Annotated in this window: 16 protein-coding genes and 3 tRNA genes; 10 read left to right on the top strand and 9 right to left on the bottom strand. The window is 67.7% G+C overall.

Features of this window, described 5'->3' with window-relative positions; translation table 11 throughout:
* Window positions 1-114: 114 nt before the first annotated feature.
* Window positions 115-2,358, bottom strand: a complete 2,244-nt coding sequence (gene parC / locus AC5P8R_RS07880) for a DNA topoisomerase IV subunit A (RefSeq protein ID WP_014646519.1) — start codon at window positions 2,356-2,358, stop codon at window positions 115-117.
* Window positions 2,359-2,418: 60 nt separating this feature from the next.
* Window positions 2,419-3,300: a helix-turn-helix domain-containing protein gene (locus tag AC5P8R_RS07885; protein ID WP_046429737.1), complete on the bottom strand. Its 882-nt coding sequence runs from the start codon at window positions 3,298-3,300 to the stop codon at window positions 2,419-2,421.
* A gap of 172 nt (window positions 3,301-3,472) precedes the next feature.
* Between AC5P8R_RS07885 and emrR the strand changes: the two genes are divergently transcribed.
* Genes emrR through emrB form a run of 4 tightly spaced genes read left to right on the top strand, consistent with a single transcriptional unit; the run spans window position 3,473 to window position 8,193 of the window.
* Complete coding sequence (gene emrR / locus AC5P8R_RS07890; protein WP_014646521.1) at window positions 3,473-3,916, top strand: multidrug efflux system transcriptional regulator EmrR; 444 nt, start codon at window positions 3,473-3,475, stop codon at window positions 3,914-3,916.
* On the top strand, window positions 3,913-5,406 hold the full coding sequence (gene emrC, locus AC5P8R_RS07895; protein WP_014646522.1) for a multidrug efflux transporter outer membrane subunit EmrC: 1,494 nt from the start codon (window positions 3,913-3,915) through the stop codon (window positions 5,404-5,406). The genes emrR and emrC overlap by 4 nt, the downstream gene beginning before the upstream one ends.
* A gap of 11 nt (window positions 5,407-5,417) precedes the next feature.
* Window positions 5,418-6,599: a multidrug efflux MFS transporter periplasmic adaptor subunit EmrA gene (gene emrA, locus AC5P8R_RS07900; protein WP_014646523.1), complete on the top strand. Its 1,182-nt coding sequence runs from the start codon at window positions 5,418-5,420 to the stop codon at window positions 6,597-6,599.
* Between the two features lie 7 nt (window positions 6,600-6,606).
* Window positions 6,607-8,193 carry a multidrug efflux MFS transporter permease subunit EmrB gene (emrB, locus tag AC5P8R_RS07905; RefSeq protein ID WP_005408769.1) on the top strand — a complete coding sequence of 529 codons (1,587 nt, stop codon included), beginning with the start codon at window positions 6,607-6,609 and terminating at the stop codon, window positions 8,191-8,193.
* Window positions 8,194-8,345: 152 nt separating this feature from the next.
* On the opposite strand, the gene AC5P8R_RS07910 is transcribed toward emrB, so the two are convergent.
* Window positions 8,346-8,430: transfer RNA gene (locus tag AC5P8R_RS07910), tRNA-Leu, on the bottom strand.
* Between the two features lie 50 nt (window positions 8,431-8,480).
* Complete coding sequence (locus tag AC5P8R_RS07915) at window positions 8,481-9,380, bottom strand: LysR family transcriptional regulator (RefSeq protein WP_495223313.1); 900 nt, start codon at window positions 9,378-9,380, stop codon at window positions 8,481-8,483.
* Window positions 9,381-9,478: 98 nt separating this feature from the next.
* Between AC5P8R_RS07915 and AC5P8R_RS07920 the strand changes: the two genes are divergently transcribed.
* The gene (locus tag AC5P8R_RS07920; RefSeq protein WP_495223233.1) at window positions 9,479-10,225 is read left to right on the top strand and encodes a sulfite exporter TauE/SafE family protein; all 747 of its coding nucleotides are present in this window, start codon (window positions 9,479-9,481) and stop codon (window positions 10,223-10,225) included.
* A 56-nt stretch (window positions 10,226-10,281) separates the two neighbouring features.
* On the opposite strand, the gene AC5P8R_RS07925 is transcribed toward AC5P8R_RS07920, so the two are convergent.
* Window positions 10,282-10,366, bottom strand: a tRNA-Leu gene (locus tag AC5P8R_RS07925).
* A 208-nt stretch (window positions 10,367-10,574) separates the two neighbouring features.
* Window positions 10,575-10,659 (bottom strand) — tRNA-Leu (locus AC5P8R_RS07930).
* A 128-nt stretch (window positions 10,660-10,787) separates the two neighbouring features.
* Here AC5P8R_RS07930 and rnr point away from each other — a divergent pair.
* The 3 genes from rnr (at window position 10,788) to rlmB (ending at window position 14,725) form a co-directional block, all read left to right on the top strand.
* Entirely contained in the window at window positions 10,788-13,253 is a 2,466-nt protein-coding gene (rnr, locus tag AC5P8R_RS07935; protein ID WP_197621426.1) for a ribonuclease R, read from the top strand.
* Between the two features lie 84 nt (window positions 13,254-13,337).
* A complete protein-coding gene (locus AC5P8R_RS07940; protein WP_014646528.1) occupies window positions 13,338-13,820 on the top strand; it encodes a GFA family protein in 483 nt (160 codons plus the stop codon).
* 161 nt (window positions 13,821-13,981) lie between these two features.
* A complete protein-coding gene (rlmB, locus tag AC5P8R_RS07945) occupies window positions 13,982-14,725 on the top strand; it encodes a 23S rRNA (guanosine(2251)-2'-O)-methyltransferase RlmB (RefSeq protein WP_005408775.1) in 744 nt (247 codons plus the stop codon).
* A gap of 77 nt (window positions 14,726-14,802) precedes the next feature.
* On the opposite strand, the gene AC5P8R_RS07950 is transcribed toward rlmB, so the two are convergent.
* The 3 genes from AC5P8R_RS07950 to AC5P8R_RS07960 are packed head-to-tail and all read right to left on the bottom strand — an operon-like array spanning window position 14,803 to window position 19,435.
* Window positions 14,803-16,242, bottom strand: coding sequence for a TolC family protein (locus tag AC5P8R_RS07950; RefSeq protein WP_329855753.1), 1,440 nt, complete (start codon window positions 16,240-16,242; stop codon window positions 14,803-14,805).
* The gene (locus AC5P8R_RS07955; RefSeq protein ID WP_329855755.1) at window positions 16,239-18,197 is read right to left on the bottom strand and encodes a MacB family efflux pump subunit; all 1,959 of its coding nucleotides are present in this window, start codon (window positions 18,195-18,197) and stop codon (window positions 16,239-16,241) included. The genes AC5P8R_RS07950 and AC5P8R_RS07955 overlap by 4 nt, the downstream gene beginning before the upstream one ends.
* Complete coding sequence (locus AC5P8R_RS07960) at window positions 18,194-19,435, bottom strand: efflux RND transporter periplasmic adaptor subunit (protein ID WP_014646531.1); 1,242 nt, start codon at window positions 19,433-19,435, stop codon at window positions 18,194-18,196. The genes AC5P8R_RS07955 and AC5P8R_RS07960 overlap by 4 nt, the downstream gene beginning before the upstream one ends.
* Before the next feature lie 204 nt (window positions 19,436-19,639).
* Here AC5P8R_RS07960 and AC5P8R_RS07965 point away from each other — a divergent pair, with 204 nt between their 5' ends.
* Window positions 19,640-20,368 carry a response regulator gene (locus tag AC5P8R_RS07965; protein ID WP_041863210.1) on the top strand — a complete coding sequence of 243 codons (729 nt, stop codon included), beginning with the start codon at window positions 19,640-19,642 and terminating at the stop codon, window positions 20,366-20,368.
* Between the two features lie 6 nt (window positions 20,369-20,374).
* Window positions 20,375-21,784 carry an ATP-binding protein gene (locus AC5P8R_RS07970; RefSeq protein WP_495223234.1) on the top strand — a complete coding sequence of 470 codons (1,410 nt, stop codon included), beginning with the start codon at window positions 20,375-20,377 and terminating at the stop codon, window positions 21,782-21,784.
* Window positions 21,785-21,786: the final 2 nt, after the last annotated feature.

Raw genomic sequence — 21,786 nt, forward strand, 5'->3', positions numbered from 1 at the left:
GCCAGCCGCTCCACCGCCCGCCAGCCGACAACGAAAAAGCCGGGGAATGCCCCGGCTTTTTCGTGCCTGGGGTCAGAGCCCTTTCCCATGGAAAGGGATCCGACCCCGTACCTCTTATTCCACCGACAGCCCTTCCACCTTCTGCCAGCCGCGCGGCAGCAGGTGGCCGCGGGTGGCACGGGCGCCGAGGTAGGCGTCGAGCTCGTTGAACTTCAGGCCCATGGTGCGCTGGCCGCTGCGCACCTGCAGGGTCTGCCCCGGACTGATCGCCACGATGGCGACCACGCGTTCGGTGGCGAGCTTGGCCTTCGGGATCTCGATGATCTTGTTGCCCTTGCCCTTGTCCAGTTCCGGCAGGTCGTTGGCGGCGATCGCCAGCAGGTTGCCGGAGCTGGTCACCGCCACGATGCGGTCGGTGGCCACGTTGGCGACCACCGACGGGGTCAGTACCGACGAGCCGGACGACAGGTTCAGCATCGCCTTGCCGGCCTTGTTGCGGCCGATCAGGTTCTCGAAGCGGGTGACGAAGCCATAGCCATGACTGGAGGCCAGCACGAAGCGGGCATCTGGCTCGGCACTGGCCAAGGTCACGAAGCTGGTACCGGGAGCCGGCGAGAAGCGACCGGTCAGCGGTTCGCCATTGCCACGCGCGGAGGGCAGGGTATGCACCGGCGTCGAGTAGGCGCGGCCTTCGCTGTCGAGGAACGCGACCTGCTGGGTGCTGCGCGCACGCACTGCGCCCTGCAGGGCGTCGCCGTCGCGGTAGGACAGGGCGGAAGCATCGACGTCGTGGCCCTTGGCCGCTCGGATCCAGCCCTTCTCCGACAGCACCACGGTCATCGGCTCGCTCGGCACCAGCTCGGTCTCGTCGATGGCCTGCGCGGCCTGGCGCTGCACCAGCGGCGAGCGGCGTGCGTCGCCGAACTTCCTGGCGTCGGCGGTCAGTTCGTCGCGGATCAGCTTCTTCAGCTTGGCCTTGCTGTCGAGGATGCCGAGGATCTTCTCGCGCTCCTTGGCCAGCTCGTCCTGCTCGCCGCGGATCTTCATCTCTTCCAGGCGGGCCAGCTGCTTCAGCTTGGTTTCCAGGATGTACTCGGCCTGTTCCTCGGACAGGCCGAAGCGCGCGATCAGCGCCGCCTTCGGTTCGTCCTCGGTACGGATGATGTGGATCACCTCGTCCAGGTTGAGGAAGGCGACCAGCAGGCCTTCCAGAAGGTGCAGGCGGCGCTCGACCTTCTGCAGGCGGTGCTGCAGGCGGCGGGTGACGGTGTTGCTGCGGAAGGTCAGCCATTCGCTGAGCAGCATCTTCAGGTTCTTCACCTGCGGACGGCCGTCCAGCCCGATCACGTTGAGGTTGACGCGGTAGCTGCGCTCCAGGTCCGTGGTCGCGAACAGGTGGCCCATCAGCTGGTCGGCGTCGACGCGGTTGGAACGTGGCACCAGCACCACGCGCACCGGGTTGGCGTGGTCGGATTCGTCGCGGATGTCTTCCAGCCACGGCAGCTTCTTGGCGCGCATCTGCGCGGCGATCTGCTCGATCACCTTCGACGGCGACACCTGGAACGGCAGCGCCGTCACCACGATGTTGCTGGCCTCCTTGGTGAAGGTCGCACGTGCACGCACGCTGCCGTTGCCGGTCTCGTAGATGTTCCGCAGGTCGTTGGCCGAGGTGATGATCTCGGCGCTGGACGGATAGTCCGGGCCCTGCACGTGCTCGCACAGGTCGCGCACGCTGGCATCGGGGTTGTCCAGCAGGTGCAGCAGTGCGCTGACGATCTCGTTGAGATTGTGCGGCGGCACGTCGGTGGCCATGCCCACGGCGATGCCGGTGGTGCCGTTGAGCAGCAGGTGCGGCAGCCGTGCCGGCATCCAGGTCGGCTCCTGCAGGGTGCCGTCGAAGTTCGGTGCCCAGTCGGTGGTGCCCTGGCCCAGTTCGCCCAGCAGCACTTCGGCGATCGGGGTCAGCTTGGATTCGGTGTAACGCATCGCCGCGAACGACTTCGGGTCGTCGCTGGAGCCGAAGTTGCCCTGGCCCTCGATCAGCGGATAGCGGTACGAGAACGGCTGTGCCATCAGCACCAGGGCCTCGTAGCACGCGCTGTCGCCGTGCGGGTGGTACTTACCGATGACGTCACCGACGGTGCGCGCGGACTTCTTCGGTTTGGACGCGGCATTCAGGCCCAGCTCGCTCATCGAATAGATGATGCGGCGCTGCACCGGCTTCAGGCCGTCGCCGATGAACGGCAGGGCGCGGTCCAGGACCACATACATCGAGTAGTCGAGGTAGGCGCGTTCGGCGTACTCGCGCAGCGGCAGTTGTTCGAATCCGTGGAACACGGGGCGGGCAAGTTCGGTCATGCGGCGTTGTTACCTGTTGTCGGGAGGCGGCGACGGCGGTCGCCGCTCGCAATCCTGTGATTATCCGGATGCGGCGGGGGATGCCAAGCCGCGCGCAGGGTCCAGCCCGGTTTCCAGGCCGTGCCCGGCCCGTGCCAGGTAGCGACCGGGCGGCAGCCCGAAGTGGCGGCGGAACACGGTAACGAACGCGCTGGCGCTGCTGAAGCCCAGCGCGTGGGCGATGTCGGCCACGCTGCGGCCGTCGGTCAGCTGGCGCAGGGCCTCTGACAGGCGCGCCTGCTGCCGCCACTGGGCGAAGCTGAGCGTGGTCTCGTCGCGGAAGTGACGGGTCAGGCTGCGCGGTGACAGACCGGCCCAATGCGCCCATTCGGCCAGGCTGCGTTCGTCGGAGGGGTCGGCCAGCAACTGCGAGGCGATCTTCAGCAGGCGCCGGTCGTGCGGCATCGGCAGGTGCATGCGCTGGCGCGGCGCGGTGCGGATCTCGTCCAGCAGCACGTCGATGATGTGCTGGCGCTCGGGCGTGGTGTCATGGCCGAGCGGCCATTCGCAGATGCGGTCGGCCAGCGCCTGCGCCAGCTTGGACAGGCCCAGCACGCAGGGATCGGCGGGCAGGGTGGCGCAGGCCGGTGCAGCCAGTGCCATGCCCCAGCCGCGCAACGGGCCGTCGAGGGTGACGGTGTGCGGTTCCAGCGGCGGCATCCAGCCGGCCGAGCCCGGCGCCAGCGACCACGTGCCATGCGAGGTGCGGGTGGTCAGCAGGCCGCGTTCGACGCAGATCAACTGGGCACGCTGGTGGTGGTGCCAGTCGACCTCGCGGGCCAGGCCCTGCTGGCTGTCGAAGCGGAAGGCGATGACCGGCGGGCCGTCGTTGCGCTCGAACCAGTCCAGTGCCTCATCTCTGAGTAGGCGTTTGGGAACCTGAATTTCTGCCTTGTTCATCATGTCCGCTGGCTGAAATGTGACATCCATTGGCTGGATTGTACTACCGGGCCACCTGACCAGATCATTAAGGTAGGCGCCTTCACTGATCGAGCCCGCTGCTGCAACACAGCATTCGATGCCAGATCGAATATTTCCATTGAGAAATATTTTTTTTGGAAGAGAATGCTCCCCCATGATCTGTCCTGCAACCACTCCCCCCAGCTTCGGCCTGCTGCTGCGCCAGGTGCGCGACGGCCTGGTGCGCCAACTCGACGCGTCCATGGCGGAAGAAGATCTGGGAATCGGCTTCACCCATTACATCGGGTTGAAGGTGCTTTCCCACATGGCGCCCTGCACCGCCAACGAACTGGCCCAGGCCATCGACCAGGTGCCCAGCGCGGTCACCCGCCTGCTGGACAAGCTGGAGGCGCTGGGCTGCGTCCGCCGCGAGGCGCATGCGCAGGACCGGCGGGCACTGCAGATCGTGCTGACCGACGAAGGCCGTGCGTTGTGGGCGCGGCTGAAGCTGCGCGGCGACGCGGTGATGGATTACGCGCTGCGTGATCTTTCCGCCGACGAGCGCACGCTGCTGCTGTCCCTCCTTACCCGAATCCGCGATTCACTGACGACCCCATGAACCCGATCCCGCATTCCACTCTCCGCCGGTCCGGGCGCGCGCTGCTGGTGTCAGCGCTGGCGCTGGCCCTGGCCGCCTGCGCCAGCAGTCGTGGCCTCAACCCGCAGGGCCACGTGCTTGACGTGGACAGCCTGCACAGCGAACGCACCCTGGCTGACACCGACCTGAGCGCCGCCGGCTTCCCGGCGCAGGACTGGTGGAAGGCACTGGGCGATGCGCAGCTGGACGCACTGGTCGCCGAAGGCCTGGCCGGTCATCCGAGCCTGGACGCCGCCGACGCGCGCCTGCGCCAGGCCCAGGCCCAGGTCGGTACCGCGCGCGCCGACGAGCTGCCCAGCCTGTCGGTGTCCGGCGGCTACACCGGCCTGCGCCTGCCCGAGTCGATGGTCGGCAGCGAGATGGGCGGCCGCTATGGCGGCAGCAGCCAGGTCGCCTTCGATTTCAGCTACGGCGTGGACCTGTGGGGCGGCAAGCGCGCTGCCTGGGAAGCCGCCGTGGATGGCGCGCATGCCGCCACCGTTGAAGCCCAGGCCGCACGCCTGAACCTGTCCACCGGCATTGCCCAGGCCTATGCCGACCTGGCCTACGCGTGGCAGCTCAACGACGTGGCCGAGGAAGAACTGACCCGCTCGCAGAAATCGCTGCAGCTGACCCGCCAGCGCCGCAGCGCCGGCATCGACAGCGATCTGCAGGTGCGCCAGGCCGAGGCCCGCGTGCCGGCCGCGCAGCAGCAGGTGCTGGCCGCGCAGCAGCGCATCGACGCCGCCCGCACCGCGCTGGCTGCACTGGTCGGCAAGGGGCCGGACCGTGGCCTGTCGATCCAGCGCCCGCAGCCGTTGAACCCGATGGCACTGCAGCTGCCGGGCGTACTGCCCAGCGAACTGCTCGGCCGTCGCCCCGACATCGTGGCTGCGCGCTGGCGCGTGGAAGCGGCCGACAAGCAGATCAAGGTCGCCAAGACCAAGTTCTACCCGAGCTTCAACCTGACCGCGCTGGCCGGCGTGGTCGCCCCGAACGTGGGTGACCTGCTGAAGAGCAGCTCGACCTTCGCCTACATCGGCCCGGCGTTGAGCCTGCCGATCTTCGAAGGCGGCAAGCTGCGCGCCAACCTGGCCAACACCGACGCGCAGTACGACCTGGCGGTGGCCAACTACAACCAGGCCGTGCTCGATGCACTGCGCGACGTCGCCGACCAGGTCAACGCGGTGCGCTCGCTGGCGCAGCAGGCGCACGCGCAGCAGCAGGCAGTGGACACCGCACGCTCGGCCTTCGACCTGGCCCAGCAGCGCTACCGCGCCGGCATCGGCAGCTACCTGGACGTGCTGACCGCGCAGTCCACCCTGCTGCAGTCGCAGCAGCAGCTGGCCGGCCTGCAGTCGCAGCAGGTGCAGACCTCGGTGCGCCTGAGCAAGGCGCTGGGCGGTGGTTTGCAGCCCGCCGACACCGACCGCGCACCGATCGCCTCCCATTCCGATTCCTCGCATTCCTGAAGACTTCCGCCATGAGCCAGACCCAAGACACTGCGGCCCCGGCCGCCCCCAACCGCCGCGGCAACCTGCTGCGCGGCCTGTTCGTGATCGTCGTGCTGCTGCTTGCCGCACTGGCGCTGTGGTACTTCATGTTCGGCCGTTGGTTCGAAGAAACCGACGATGCCTACGTGCAGGGCAACCTGGTGCAGATCACCCCGCTGGTGGCCGGTACCGTGGTCGCCATCAACGCCGATGACGGCATGCGCGTGGAGCGCGGCCAGCTGCTGGTGCAGCTGGACCCGTCCGACACTTCGGTGGCGCTGCAGCAGGCCGAGGCCAACCTGGCCAAGACCGTGCGCCAGACCCGTGGCCTGTACCGCAGCGTGGAAGGCGCGCAGGCGGACCTGAACGCCCGCCAGGTGACCCTGAAGCGCGTACGCGAGGACTTCGCCCGCCGCAAGGATCTGGCCGCCACTGGCGCCATTTCCAACGAAGAACTGGCCCACGCCCGCGACGAGCTGGCGGCGGCCGAAGCGGCCGTGGCCGGTTCGCGCGAGACCGTCGAGCGCAACCGCGCGCTGGTCGACGACACCGTGATCGCCACCCAGCCGGACGTGCAGGCCGCCGCCGCGCAGCTGCGCCAGGCGTTCCTCAACAACGCCCGCGCCGGCATCGTCGCGCCGGTCACCGGCTACGTCGCCCGTCGTTCGGTGCAGGTGGGCCAGCGCGTGCAGCCGGGCAATGCCCTGATGGCCGTGGTGCCGACCGAGCAGATGTGGGTCGAGGCCAACTTCAAGGAAACCCAGCTGCGCCATATGCGCCTGGGCCAGGAAGTGGAGCTGAAGTCGGACCTGTATGCCGGTGACGTGAAGTACAAGGGCCGCATCCAGAGCCTGGGCCTGGGTACCGGCTCGGCGTTCTCGCTGTTGCCGGCGCAGAACGCCAGCGGCAACTGGATCAAGATCGTGCAGCGCGTGCCGGTGCGCATCGCCATCGATGCCAAGCAGCTGGCCGAACACCCGCTGCGCATCGGCCTGTCGATGAAGGCCGAAGTGAGCCTGCGCGACCAGAAGGGTGAAGTACTGCCGAGCACCCCGGCCAAGGGCACCGTGTTCGACACCGACGTATATGCCAAGCAGCTGCATGATGCCGATGAGGTGATCCACACGATCATCCAGGGCAACCTGCCGCAGCAACAGGCAAAGGTGGGCTGAGGTCGCCATGTCCGCACAAGCTCCAGCCGCACCCGGCGCTCCGGGTGCACCGGCGGCGCCGGGTGCGGCCTCCGGGTTCCTGCCACCCAGCGTCGCCCTGTGCACCGTGGGCCTGGCGATGGCGTCGTTCATGCAGGTGCTCGACACCACCATCGCCAACGTTTCACTGCCGACCATCGCCGGTAATCTCGGCGCCAGCTCGCAGCAGGCGACCTGGGTCATCACTTCGTTCGCGGTCAGCACGGCCATCGCGCTGCCGCTGACCGGCTGGCTCAGCCGTCGCTTCGGCGAGCGCAAGCTGTTCGTCTGGGCCACGCTGGCCTTCGTCATCACCTCGCTGCTGTGCGGCCTGGCGCAGAGCATGGGCATGCTGGTGCTGTCGCGTGCGCTGCAGGGTTTCGTGGCCGGCCCGATGTACCCGATCACGCAGTCGCTGCTGGTCTCGATCTATCCGCGCGAGAAACGCGGACAGGCATTGGCGCTGCTGGCGATGATCACGGTGGTGGCGCCCATCTGCGGTCCGATCCTCGGTGGTTGGATCACCGACAACTACAGTTGGGAATGGATCTTCCTGATCAACGTGCCACTGGGCATCTTCGCCGCGCTGGTGGTGGGCAACCAGCTGAAGGGACGCCCGGAGCAGATCGAGAAGCCGAAGATGGATTACGTCGGCCTGGTCACCCTGGTGATCGGTGTCGGTGCCCTGCAGCTGGTGCTCGACCTGGGCAACGACGAGGACTGGTTCTCGTCGATGAAGATCGTGGTGCTGGCCTGCGTGGCGGTGGTGACGCTGACGGTGTTCCTGATCTGGGAGCTGACCGACAAGGATCCGATCGTCGACCTGAAGCTGTTCCGGCACCGCAACTTCCGCGCCGGCACGCTGGCGATGGTGGTGGCCTACGCGGCGTTCTTCAGCGTGGCGCTGCTGATCCCGCAGTGGCTGCAGCGTGACATGGGCTACACCGCGATCTGGGCAGGCCTGGCGACCGCGCCGATCGGCATCCTGCCGGTGATCATGACGCCATTCGTCGGCAAGTACGCATCGCGCTTCGACATGCGCATGCTGGCCACGGTGGCCTTCATCGTGCTGTCGATGACCAGCTTCCTGCGTTCGAACTTCAACCTGCAGGTGGACTACATGCACGTGGCCGGCGTGCAGCTGATCATGGGCATCGGCGTCGCGCTGTTCTTCATGCCGGTGCTGCAGATCCTGCTGTCGGACCTGGATGGGCGCGAGATCGCGGCGGGCTCCGGCCTGGCCACGTTCCTGCGTACGCTGGGTGGCAGCTTCGCGGCGTCACTGACGACGTGGCTGTGGGCGCGGCGTACCCAGGTGCACCATGCCGACCTGACCGAGCACATCTCGGCCTATCAGCCCGGCATGCAGGACCAGGTGACGGCGATGGGGCAGGGCGACCTGCAACACGGTGCAGCGGTACTGAACAACATGATCAACCACCAGGCATCGCAGATGGGCTTCAACGACATCTTCTTCCTGCTGGGCTGGATCTTCCTGGCGATCATCACGTTCCTGTGGCTGGCCAAGCCGCCGTTCGGCGCGGGTGCAGGTGCTGCCGCCGGTGGCGGGCACTGACCGCTCATTGCTGTTGAAACGCAGAAACCCCGCCGCAAGGCGGGGTTTTTCTTTTGGTGGATCCACGCCACGCATGGGTGGATCTCGGGCGTGAATTCCCAGACCCCGGAAACGAAAAAACCCGCTTTCGCGGGTTTGATCATCTTGAGTCGTGGTGCCCAGGAGAGGACTCGAACCTCCACGGTTTTACCCGCTAGTACCTGAAACTAGTGCGTCTACCAATTCCGCCACCTGGGCGACTCAGGAGATGAATTATGGGGAGCCACAGAAGATGTGTCAACAACATTTCACACTTTTTTCTGGGGCTGCACGCCCAGGTGATGCAGCAGGCTGCGCATCGCCGGTGACAGTCGTGTCCACTCGGCAAAGCACGCGCACAGGCGTCGTTGCGCCCACGCATCGGCGAGCGGTACGGCGACGGTGTGCGTGCTGCGCCGATGCTGGCGCGCGATGGTCCGCGGCGCGATGCCGACGCCGATGCCGTGGCCGACCATGATGCACACGCCTTCGAAGGTCTTCATGCGGATGCGTACATCCAGGTGGCGCCCGATGTCGCGCGCCTGGTCCTCGATGTAGGTCTGCAGTGCATTGCCGTCGGCCAGGGCAACGAAGGTCTCTCCGGCAGCCTCGGCAAAAGCCAGGCTGCGCCGGGTCGCGAAGCGGTGGTCGGCCGGCAGCAGCATCACCAGGGGATCTTCGGCGACCACATGCTGCTGCAGGCCGGCAGCGTCGACCGCATCGCTGATGATGCCGGCTTCGGCCTGGCCGGCACTGATCGCGCGTACGACTTCGGGGCTGGTGCGCTCCAGCAGTTCGACATGCAGGCGTGGGCGTTCGGCCAGCCACGGCGCGAGCCGCGAGGGCAGGTAGTTGGTCAGCGCGGCGGTGTTGGCATACAGGTGCAGGGTGCCGCGCGCACCCTGCGCGAACGCCTGCAGTTCGCCACGCAGCTGTGCCTGCTGCTGCAGGATCAGGCGTGCGTGGTGGGCGAGGGCGGCGCCGGCCTCGGTCAGGCTGACGCCGCGTGGGTGCCGGTGCAACAGCGCGGTGCCGGCATCGGCTTCGATCGTGCGCAGGCGCTCGCTGGCTGAACCCAATGCCAGGTTTGCCTGTGCCGCGCCGGCGGTGATGCTGCCGGCTTCGGCGATTGCCAGGAACAGGCGCAGGTCGGCGATGTCCATCCGCATGTCGTGCCTCATTGCTGATCCGGCGCCTTCGGGTCAGCCGAAGGCTGGGCCGGGAAGACCGCATTGTGCGCCTGGCGAGGGCCCGGTCCAATGAAGCCATGCATGAATCGACATACTTCTATTTGCTGCTGGTGGCGGTGTTCGTGCTGGCCGGCGTGGTCAAGGGCGTGACAGGGATGGGGTTGCCGACGGTGGCGATGGGCCTGCTGGGCAGCACCCTGTCACCGGTGGCGGCGGCGTCGATGCTGTTCATTCCAACCTTCGTCACCAATGCGTGGCAACTGCTGTCCGGGCCGTCGCTGGGCCACATCGTGCGGCGTTTGTGGCCGATGATGCTTGCCGTGGTGGTGGTGACGCTGGGTTCGGCCGCACTGCTGGTGCGGGTCGATCGCGCCTGGTCGCGCGTTGCGCTGGGCGTGGCATTGGTGGTCTATGCCGCCTATGCGTTGCTCGCGCCGGTGTTCCGCGTGCCGCAGCGGCGCGAGCGCTGGCTGGGGCCGCTGGTGGGTGCGCTGTCCGGCGTGGTGACGGGGGCGACGGGTGTGTTCGTGATGCCGGCGGTGCCGTACCTGCAGTCGCTGGGATTGCAGCGCGAGGAGCTGGTGCAGGCGCTCGGGCTGGCGTTCACCGTGTCGACGATTTCGCTGACCACCGGTCTGGTGCTGCACGGTGCGTTCGGCATCCAGCAGCTGGGGCTGAGTGCGCTGGCGGTGCTGCCGGCGCTGCTGGGCATGTGGCTGGGCCAGGTGATCCGGCAGCGCATCAGTGCCCGCGTGTTCCGCGCCTGCTTCCTGGGGTTCCTGCTGCTGCTCGGGCTGGAACTGGTGCTGCGGCCGTTGTTCTGATGCCGGATCCGGGGCATGAAAAAACCCGCTTTCGCGGGTTTTTCTCATTCTCGACGTGGTGCCCAGGAGAGGACTCGAACCTCCACGGTTTTACCCGCTAGTACCTGAAACTAGTGCGTCTACCAATTCCGCCACCTGGGCGTCGAGGAGCGAGATTATGGGGTGCCGTGACGGGGGTGTCAACACTTTTTGCTGATCCCGGGTCGGTTGCCGTTGCGCATGCGAAACGGGCTCTGCCCCCCCATCTCACTCGCTTGGGGCCAGAGCCCTTTCCTCTGGAAAGGAATCCGACCCCGGCTGCCGGATCACAGGCAAAAAAAATCCCCGCCGAAGCGAGGAGTTTTTTCGTTGGTGCCCAGGAGAGGACTCGAACCTCCACGGTTTTACCCGCTAGTACCTGAAACTAGTGCGTCTACCAATTCCGCCACCTGGGCGTTCCAGAGGCGCAATTGTGAAGATGAATCCGCAGGCTGTCAACGACTTCCTGAATATTTTTGACGCGATCGCTTGAAGGCGACCGCTGACCCGTTCTGCACGCCGCCAGCGGCTACCATGTAGGGCGATGACTACCAAAAAACCAAGCAAGGGCGGGAGCAAGTCCCGCAGCCAGGCCCCGAACAAGGGCGCCAAGGCGGGTGCAGCCCGCACCACCAAGCCGGGCAAGCCGCTGCCGGGCTGGTTCCCCGAATTGAATGAAGGCGGTGCACCGCCACGCGGCCGCAAGGTCCGCAGTACCGATGCACCGGGCCCGGCCCCGGGCCGCAAGCTGCCGCCGGCCGGCAAGGTGATCGACGATCCCTATGCCGCCCGCGAAGCGGAGAAGTACGAACAGCCCATCGCCAGCCGCGAGGCCATCCTGGCCCTGCTGGAGCGCTGCGAAGGGCCGCAGACCGCCGAGGAACTGGGCGCGCGCCTTGGCCTGACCGCTCCGGACCGGGCCGAAGCGCTGTCGCGCCGGCTCGGTGCGATGGTCCGCGACGGCCAGCTGGTGCAGAACCGTCGCGGCGGTTTCGCCCCGATCCAGACCCTGAACCTGGTCACCGGTGTGGTGATCGCCAACCCGGAAGGGTTCGGCTTCCTGCGCCCGGTCGAGGGCGGCGACGACCTGTTCCTGCCGCCTTATGAAATGCGCAAGGTCATGCACGGCGACAAGGTGCTGGCCCGCGTGACCGGCATCGATCACCGTGGCCGTCGCGAAGGCAGCATCGCCCGCGTGCTGGAGCGCGGCATGACCCGCCTGATCGGCCGCTTCAGCATCGAGATGGGCATCAACTACGTGGTGCCCGACGACAAGCGCGTGCAGCGCAACGTGCAGGTGCCGCCGGACCAGACCGGTGGTGCGCGCGACGGCCAGCTGGTGGTCTGTGAACTGACCCAGGCGCCGGACAGCCGCCGCCCGCCGATCGGCCGCATCATCGCGGTGCTCGGCGACAAGCTGACCGCGTCGCTGGTGGTGGAGACCGCCATCCATGGCCACGAGCTGCCGTTCGAGTTCCCGCAGGAGGTGCTGGACGAAGCGGCCTCGGTGCCGCTGGTGGTCGAGCCGGCGATGATTGGCGACCGTGTCGACCTGCGCAGCACGCCGCTGGTCACCATCGATGGCGAGGATGCCAAGGACTTCGACGACGCGGTGTACTGCGAGCCGAATGCCGAGGGTTTCCGCCTGGTGGTGGCGATTGCCGACGTCTCGAATTACGTTCGCCCTGGTACGCCGCTGGATGAAGAGGCGCAGAAGCGTGCGACGTCGGTGTACTTCCCGGGCTTCGTGGTGCCGATGCTGCCGGAGACACTGTCCAACGGCATCTGCTCGCTGATGCCGAAGGTCGACCGCATGTGCTTTGTCTGCGACATGCAGATCGACCGCGATGGCCTGGTCACGCATTCGCGCTTCTACGAGGCGGTGATGAACTCGCATGCGCGCCTGACCTACACCCAGGTGTGGAAGGCGGTGGGCGAGGACGATGCCGATACCAAGGCCTGGATGGGCGACCTGCTGCCGCAGGTGCAGCGCCTGCACCAGCTGTACAAGGTGCTGTCCAAGGCACGCGCCAAGCGCGGTGCCATCGAATTCGAAAGCAGTGAAGTGCGCTTCGTGCTGGACAACCGTGGTGAAGTGACCCAGGCCGGCATGCTGGTGCGCAACGACGCGCACAAGCTGATCGAGGAGTGCATGATCGCGGCCAACGTCGAGGCCGCCAGGTACCTGCTGTCGCGCCATGTGCCGGCGCCGTACCGCATCCACGAGAAGCCGCCGGAAACCAAGTACGCCGACCTGCTGGAATTCCTCAAGGAGTTCAAGCTGAGCCTGCCGCCGTGGTCGAAGGTGCGCCCGGGCGATTACACCAAGCTGCTGAAGAAGATCCGCGACCGCCCCGATGCCACGCTGCTGGAATCGGTGTTGCTGCGCAGCCAGAGCCTGGCGATCTACAGCCCGGAGAATCACGGCCACTTCGGCCTGGCGCTGGAGGCGTACGCGCACTTCACCTCGCCGATCCGCCGTTACCCCGACCTGCTGGTGCACCGTGCGATCAAGCATGCGTTGTCCGGCAAGCCGCTGGACAAGTTCACCTACAACGCGCGCGAAATGGCGGCCCTGGCGCTGCAGTGTTCCGAGCGCGAGCGCCGTGCCGACGAAGCCGAGCGCGAGGTCGACGAGCGTTACCGCGCGGCGTGGATGGAAAAGCACGTGGGCGGCCAGTTCGACGGCGTGATCAGCGGCGTGACGAGCTTCGGCCTGTTCGTGGAACTGGACGAGTCCAAGGTGCAGGGCCTGGTGCATGTGACCCAGCTGCCGCAGGACTATTACAAGTTCGACGCCACCCGCAAAACGCTGACCGGCGAACGCCGCGGCAGCAGCTACCGGCTGGGTGACCGCGTGCGGATCCTGGTGCTGAAGGCCAGCATGGAAGAGCGCAAGATCGACTTCCGCCTGGTCGAGCACAAGGGCGAGGACGAGGGCGATGGCGATGGCCTGCCGCCGCCGCCCGAGCGGGGCAAGCCGGCCAAGCGCACCAAGAAGAAGTATTGAAAGGTGTGCCGACCAACGGTCGGCACCTACCGCAACTGGTAGGTGCCAACCTTGGTTGGCACGACGTTCCGGAGGAACCCCAGCATGCAAGGCCAACCCGAATACAGTGGCGGCTGCCAATGCGGCGCGGTCCGCTTCCAGGCGCGTGGCGAGCTCACCGACAGCTCGATCTGCCATTGCCGGATGTGCCAGAAGGCGTTCGGTGCCTATTACGCGCCGCTGGTATCCGTGCGCGGCGTGCAGTTCAGCTGGACCCGCGGCCAGCCGCGCTATTTCCAGTCGTCCAACGTGGTGCGGCGTGGTTTCTGCGCCGACTGCGGTACACCCCTGACCTATGAAGCCCCGGATGGCGTGGCCGTGGCTGCCGGCGCCTTCGATGAGCCGGAACGCCTGCCACCGACGATCCAGTACGGGGTGGAGCGCAAGCTGCCGTTCGTCGACAGCCTGTCCGGCCTGCCGGCGCGGCGCACCGAGGACGACGTCGCCGCGCTGGAGTTCCTGGCCACCATCGTTTCCCACCAGCACCCCGACCACGACACCCCGCACTGGCCGCCGCGCAGTCGGTAACGCCCCTCTAGCGCCGAGCCCACGCTCGGCTGCTCCGGGTTCAGGCTTCATCGGCCCCCCGCCAGCCGAGCATGGGCTCGGCGCTACAGAGGGGCGGCCGGTCGCAGCGCCCGGCCTGCCGATGCTCTACCATAGCCACCCCCTTTCCGGTCCCCGCCCGCATGAGCAAGAACAGCCAGTGGATTGTCGGCGTCAACGCCGTCGCCTCCTCCATCGAGAACGACGCCGAGAACGTCCGCGAAGTGCTGGTCGAGGCCGGTGCGAAGAACCCGCGCCTGACCGAGATCGAAGAGAACGCCCGCCGCAAGGGCATCGATGTGCGCAAGGTGAACAGCCAGGCGCTGGACGGTGTTGGCGGTTCGGTGCGCCACCAGGGCGTGGCCGCGCGCTACGCCGCCGCCCGTACCTACAGCGAGAACGAGCTGGAAGGGCTGGTCACCGCGGCCGAGGGCAAGGCCCTGCTGCTGGTGCTCGACGAGGTGCAGGACCCGCACAACCTCGGCGCCTGCCTGCGCTCGGCCGCTGCCGCCGGGGCGACCGCGGTGATCATCCCGAAGGACAAGTCGGCCACGGTCAATGCCACTGTGCGCAAGACTTCGGCCGGTGCCGCCGACCTGATCCCGGTGGTGGCGGTGACCAACCTCTCGCGCTGCCTGAAGGACCTGCAGAAGCAGGGCGTGTGGATCTACGGCCTGGCCGGTGAAGCCACGGCCTCGCTGTACCAGCTGGACCTGAAGGGCAACATCGCGCTGGTGCTGGGCGGCGAAGCCGATGGCCTGCGCCGCCTGACCCGCGAGAACTGCGATGGCCTGGTCAAGATCCCGATGCCGGGCGAGATCGAGAGCCTGAACGTCTCCGTCGCCGCCGGCGTCAGCCTGTTCGAGGCCGTGCGCCAGCGCGGTTGATCGGCCAGCGCGATGTGATCGGGGTCAGATCCCTTTTCCAATGGGAAAAGGGATCTGACCCCGTTTCATGTCCCGCCTCACCCCGCGCTGCCGCCCAACGCCTTGAACAGCGTCACGTCGTTATTGAGCTGGCCCTGGCGCGCGCGTGCCAGCGACAGTTCGGCATCACGCCGGGTCTGCTGCGCTTCCAGCCAGGTGCGCAGATCGGTGGCACCCACGCGGTAACGCACTTCCTGCGCGCGTTCCACTTCCACCGCTTCGTCGTATGAAGCCTGCGAGGCCGCCACCTGGCGCGCCAGCTGCTCGCGCGCCGACAGTGCGTTGTCCACTTCCGAGAGCGCGGTATACAGCGTCTTGCGGAAGTTGCTGGCGGCGATCTGGTAGGCGGTGCCGGCGATATCGGTATCCAGCTGCGCACGCTGCAGGTTGAGGAACGGCAGCGACAGGCCGGCGCCCAGCGTGGCCACCGGGTTGCGCAGTACGTCGCCCAGCGAGGTCGCGCTGGAACCGAGGCTGCCGGTCAGGCTCAGCGCAGGGTAGTACTGGGTGGCGGTGACCTTGATGGTCTTCAGGCTGTTGCGCAGGCGAAGTTCGGCCGCGCGCAGATCGGGGCGGCGGCCGAGCAGATCGGTCGGCAGGCCTTCGCTGATGGCTGGGCTGCGTGCGCCCAGCAGGTCCTGTGGTTCGTCCTGCTGGGGCCAGGGCGTGCCGTCCAGCAGCACGGTCAGCGCGTTGCGCACCTCCACCCGCTGCTGTTCCAGCGCGCTCTGCGAGGACCGCTGCGACTGCAGGTTCTGCAGTGCCTGGCGCACTTCCAGGCGCGATACCGCACCGGCGTCGAAGCGGGCCTGCACCAGTTCGCGGGTGCGTTCCAGGCGCTCCAGGTTGGCCTGGCCGGTGGCGATCGACTGGTTGAGGTAGGCCAGGTTCCAGTACTGGGTGATGGTGTCGCTGATCACCAGCAGCGCGGTGTTCTGCCGGTCTTCCTCGCTGGCCTCGGCTTCCCAGCGGGCGATGTCGCGCTGGGTGCGCAGGCGGCCCCACAGGTCCACTTCCCAACCCAGCGAGACGCCGGTGGAATAGCTGCGGCGCCAATCATCAGACTGGTCGGTGGCGCGGCTGGCGCTGCCGCTCACGCCGGATGACGAGGGCTGCGGCCACAGTGCGTTGCTGGCCAGGCCGGCCTGCAGGCGCGAACGCTGCACGGCCAGGCCGGCGGCGGCCAGATCGCTGTTGGCGGCCAGCGCCTGCGCCACCAGGCGGTCCAGGCGTTCATCGCCGAAGCCGGTCCACCAGGTGTCCTGGCGGATGTCGCGGCCCGGTGTATCCAGGCTGCTGCGCGGGTCATCGGCTGGCGCGTTGAGGGTGGCATCGCCACGTCCATACTGCGCCGCCACGGCCGGGTCGTGCACCGGGTAGCGGCTGACCGACGCGCAGCCGGACAGGGCGAGTAGAACGGCACCGGCCAGCAGCAGGTGCCGGGGAGCGGGGAAGGGCAGTCGGGTCATCATCTTCATTCGCGGGCCAGGGCCTCCACCGGGTCGAGCTGCGCGGCGTTGCGCGCTGGCAGGAAGCCGAACGCAACGCCGATCAGGGTCGAGCAGGCAAACGCGGCGACGATCGAGGCGGTGGAGAACAGCACCTGGAAGTCGCTGGCGAAGCGGCCGATCATCGAGCCCAGCAGCAGGGCCAGGCCGATACCGAGCACGCCGCCGAGCAGGCAGACCAGCACCGCTTCGATCAGGAACTGCTGGCGGATATCACTCTGCCGTGCACCGACGGCCATGCGCACCCCGATCTCGCGGGTGCGCTCGGTCACCGATACCAGCATGATGTTCATCACGCCGATGCCACCGACCAGCAACGCGATGGCGGCGATGGCACCGATCAGCAGGGTCATCGTGCGCGTGGTCTGCTCGATGGTCTCGCGGATCTCGGCGCTGTTGCTGAGGAAGAAATCCTCGGTGCCATGACGCAGGGTCAGTAGGCGGGTGATCGCTTCCTGCGCGGCGTCCATCGGCGTGTCATCGTCCACGCGCACGGTGATGCTGGACACGTGGCTCTGGCCGAGCATGCGCGACATCACCGTGGTGTACGGCACCCACACGCTGAGGCTGGTGCTGCCGCCGAAGCCGAAACTCTGCCGCTTGGCCACGCCGACCACGCGCGCCGGCACGTTGCCGAGCAGGATCACCTGGCCGACCGGGTCGACATCGGGAAAGAACTGGGACTGGGTGTTCTCGTCGATCACCGCCACCTGGCCCAGGCCCTTGACCGCATCGGCATCGAAGAAGCTGCCGCTGAGCAGGGTCACGCCCTTGACCCGGAAGAACTGCTCGCCAACGCCGCTGACCTGGGCGGTGGACGACTGGTTGCGGTAACGCGCGGTGACCGAAGTCGATACGCTGGGGGTGGCGCTGTCCACGTAGCTCTGCCTTGCCAGTGCATCGGCATCGCTGGCCTTGAGCGTCTGTACGCGCGCCGAGCGCATGTCGCCGAAACCGCGGCCGGGATAGACGTCGATGGTATTGGTGCCGAGCGCGCTGATGTTCTGCAGGATCTGCTGCTGGGAGCCATTGCCCAGCGCCACCACCGAGACCACCGAGGCGATGCCGATGATGATGCCGAGCATGGTCAGGAAGGTTCGCAGCCGATGTGCGTTCATCGCCAGCAGCGCCATGCGGAACGCTTCGGTGAAGCGGTCGCGCGCGGCCCGCCAGCTGTTGCCGTGGGCGACGCCGGTACTGGCCTCGCGCTGCGCACGGTAGGTCGGCGCATTCGGGTTGGCGCGGTCGGCGATGATCTCGCCATCGCGGATTTCGATGATGCGCTGCGCGTGCTCGGCCACGCTCATGTCGTGGGTGACGATGATGATGGTGTGGCCTTCGGCATGCAGTTCGCCGAGGATCGCCATCACTTCCTCGCCGGATTTCGTGTCCAGCGCGCCGGTCGGTTCGTCGGCCAGGATCACCTCGCCGCCGTTCATCAGGGCGCGTGCGATCGACACGCGCTGCTGCTGGCCACCGGACAGCTGGCCCGGCTTGTGATGCATGCGGTCGCTCAGGCCCAGCCGCTGCAGCAGTTGCTCGGCACGCGCGTTGCGCACCGGGCCGGGGCTGCCAGCGTACACCGCCGGCACTTCCACGTTGCCGCGCGCATCCAGGTCGCCGAGCAGGTGGTAGCGCTGGAAGATGAAACCGAAATGCTCGCGGCGCAGTTCGGCCAGTTCGTCCGGTTGCATTTTCCCGGTTTCGCGGCTGGCCACCTGGTAGCTGCCACGGGTGGGACGATCGAGGCAGCCGAGGATGTTCATCAGCGTCGACTTGCCCGAGCCGGACTGGCCGACGATGGCCACCATCTCACCGGCGTGGATGTCGAGATTGACGTCGCGCAGCACGGCGATCACATCATCGCCGGCCGGGAATTCACGTCGCAGGTCGCGCAGGCGCAGCAGCGGCGCCGTCGTGCTCATCGGCGCCCCATGCCCGGGCCGCCAACCCGCATCTGCATGCCGCCGCGGTTGCCGCCGCCGGCGCTGGCACCGGCCGCACCCGCTTCGCCAACCACCACGCGCTCGCCTTCCTTCAGCCCGGACAGGATCTCGGCCGAGGCGCCATTGTTGATGCCCACCGTGACCTTGCGCGGCTGCGGCTGGCCCTTGTCGTCCAGCACCCGCACCATGCGCTCGTCGCCACGGCGCTTCGGCCCCAGCGCCACTGCCGGCACCATCAGCACGCCCTTGGCCTGCTTGAGCAGCACCGAGACCTGCGCGGTCATGTCGATGCGCAGCGTGCCATCCGGGTTCTCCACGTCGAACAGCGCGTTGTAGTAGACCGCGCTGCTGGAACTGGAACTGGAGGAGCTGCTGGAGCTGGATGAATTCTCGTTGGCGATCGAGGCTGGCGCCGGATTGATCTGGCGCAGCGTGGCGTGGTACTTGCGGTCCGGGTCGCCGAGCGTGGTGAAGTACACCGGCATGCCGGCCTTGATCTTGACCACGTCGGCCTCGGAGATCTCCGCATTGACGGTCACCACGTCCAGCCGCGCCAGCATGACGATGGTCGGCGCGGTCTGGTTGGCGTTCACCGTGCGGCCTTCCTCGGCCACCACCGCCACCACGGTGCCGTCCATCGGCGCGGTGATGCGGGTGTAGGCCAGGTTGGCGCGGGCGGTGCCCAGCTCGGTTTCGCGGCCCTTGATCTGCGCCTCGTAGGACTGCAGCTGGGCACGGGCGGTCTTCAGCTGCGCCTCGGCGGCATCGTATTCCTGGCGCGAGGTGGCCTCGGCAGCCAGCATCTGCTGCTGGCGCGCGAATTCCAGTTCGGCCTGGCGCAGGGTGGCCTGCTGGACGGCGCGCTGGGCAGTGACCTGGTCCAGCGAGGCCTGCGCGTTGAGCACCTGGTTCTGCTGGGTGGTGGCGTCGATCTCGGCAATCAGGTCGCCTTCCTTCACGGTGTCGCCCAGCTGCACCTTCAGCGACTTGATCTGGCCCGAGGCCTGCGCACCGACGCTGACCAGCTTGTAGGCATCGATCACGCCGGTGGCGTCCACCGTCTGCTCGATGTCACCGCGGCTGACCGGCGAGGTGGCCACCGCCGGCGCGGCGGGCTTGCGCAGCAGCCACCAGGCGGTGGCGGCGACGATCAGGGCAAGCAGGGCGATCAGTATCAGGCGACTCCGGCGGGTCGCGGGCAGCAGGCGGAACGTCACGTCGTGGCTTCACTCTCGGGGCCGCGCGTGCGGCGTTGGCGGGCATTGTGAAGACCGGGCGATGGACGGCTCAATCCTCGGGGTATGTCTGTATGTAACACTGTCGGTGAATACGCGTAACCACAGGTATCCCGCCCGTGGGTGGATACACTGGTACGCATTGCCCCGGATGCGGTTCAGCTGCCGACACGGGATGATCGCGACATGGAGACTGAAAACCCGATGCATCGACTGCTGATCGTCGACGACGACAACGACATCCGCACGCTGCTGGCCGAGCAGCTCGGCCGCGCCGGTTACCTGGTGAGCACGGCGGCCGATGGCACCGCCATGCGCCAGCTGCTGGACCGCGAGCACGTGGACCTGATCGTGCTCGACCTCAACCTGCCGCGCGAGGATGGCCTGACCCTGTGCCGTGACCTGCGTGCGCGTTCGAACACGCCGGTGATCATGCTGACCGCACGCGCCGAGCCGATCGATCGCGTGCTGGGCCTGGAAATGGGCGCCGATGACTACCTGGCCAAGCCGTTCGAACCGCGCGAGCTGCTGGCACGCATCCGCAACGTGCTGCGCCGGACCGAGGCGCTGCCGGCCAACCTGGAGCCGCTGGCGGTGCGCCGTGCGCGCTTCTCGCGCTGGGTGTTCGACCTGGAGCATCGCCACCTGGTCGATCCGGATGACCGCGTGGTGGTGCTGTCCGGCGCCGAGTTCCGCCTGCTGCGGGTGTTCATCGCGCACGCCAACAAGGTGCTGTCGCGCGAGCAGCTGGTCGCGCTCAGCAGTGGCCGCAACTACGAGGCACAGGACCGCGCGATCGACCTGCAGGTCAGCCGCCTGCGCAACAAGCTGGGCGACGACGGTGGCCCGGACGGACTGATCAAGACCGTGCGCAACGAGGGCTACGTGCTGGCCTCCGCGGTCAACCTGGAATAAGCCGCGATGAAGCGCCTGCGCCATTTCCTGTCCTCGATGGTCGGGCGGTTGTTCGTGATCCTGCTGCTGGGCATGGCGGTGGCTGCGATCGGCGCGACCATGCTGGCCACTTCCAAGCGCCAGCAGGAGTTCGAGCGGCAGAACCTGAACCGCATCGCCGACCGCCTGCAGGGCTACGTCAACCTGCTGGACGGCAATCCGGAGCTGCGCGAGCGCCTGCTGGCGATCGGCGGGCCGAGCGTGCGCGCGCTGCAGCCCGGAGCCCGCCTCGGGCGTGCCGACACGGCGCTGATGGAAGTGCTGGAAGACCGCCCCGGACCGGTGTCGCGCGCGCATGTGCACTTCGCTTCGTTCCGCTCCTGCATTCCCAAGCTGCAGGACCTGCTGCCGCCGCCACCGCCGGGTCACCGGCGGCCGCCGCGCGAACGCGACCCGGCGTTCATCCCGCCCAAGTGCCGCGCGGTGGACGTGACCCTCAACGACGGCACGCTGCTGAAACTGGCGCTGGACTCGCCGGCGGTGGCGCACAACGGCATCCTCGCCGTGGACCCGTGGTTCCTGACCCTGCTGGTGCTGGCGATTGCCGTGCTGGCCTATATCGTTGCGCGCATGGCCAGTGCGCCACTGCAGGAACTGGCCGCCGCTGCCGAGGATCTCGGCGACGATCTGCAGCGCGACCCGTTGCCATTGCGCGGGCCGCGTGAAGTGCAGCGCGCCGCCGAAGCCTTCAACGCCATGCAGCACCGCCTGCAGCGGCACCTGGCCGAACGCACGCAGATGCTGGCGGCGATCACCCATGACCTGCAGACGCCGCTGACCCGGTTGCGCCTGCGCCTGGAGAATGTCAGCGACGAAGCCCTGCGCGAGCGCCTGATCGGTGACCTGGCGGCGATGCAGGCGCTGGTGCGCGAGGGCCTGGAACTGGCCCGCAGTGCCGAGAGTGCCGAGCAGCGCGCCGCACTCGACCTGGATTCACTGCTGGAGAGCATCGTCGAGGACACCGCCGAAGGCGGCGCCGACGTGGTCTTCGAGGGGGGCAGTGGTTCGGTGCTGATGCTGCGTCCGCTGGCCATGCACCGCCTGTTCTCCAACCTGGTGGACAACGCGGTGATGTACGCGCAACAGGCGCGGGTACGGGTCGAGCGCAGCGGCGGTGCGATCACCGTAGTGGTGGCCGATGACGGCCCCGGCCTGGCCGAAGAGCAGCTGGAGGCGGTGTTCGATCCGTTCGTGCGGGTGGAAACCTCGCGTTCGCGCCAGACCGGCGGGGCCGGCCTGGGCCTGACCATCGCCCGCGCCCTGGCCGAGAAGGACGGCGCGCGGCTGTGGCTGCGCAACCGGGCCGAAGGTGGCCTGGAGGCGGTGGTGCAGTGGCCGGCCAGTGCCCAGGTGGTGGCGCCCGGCCGCGCCGGCTGAGC

The organism is Stenotrophomonas sp. YJH_SMC_73, from assembly GCF_059370155.1.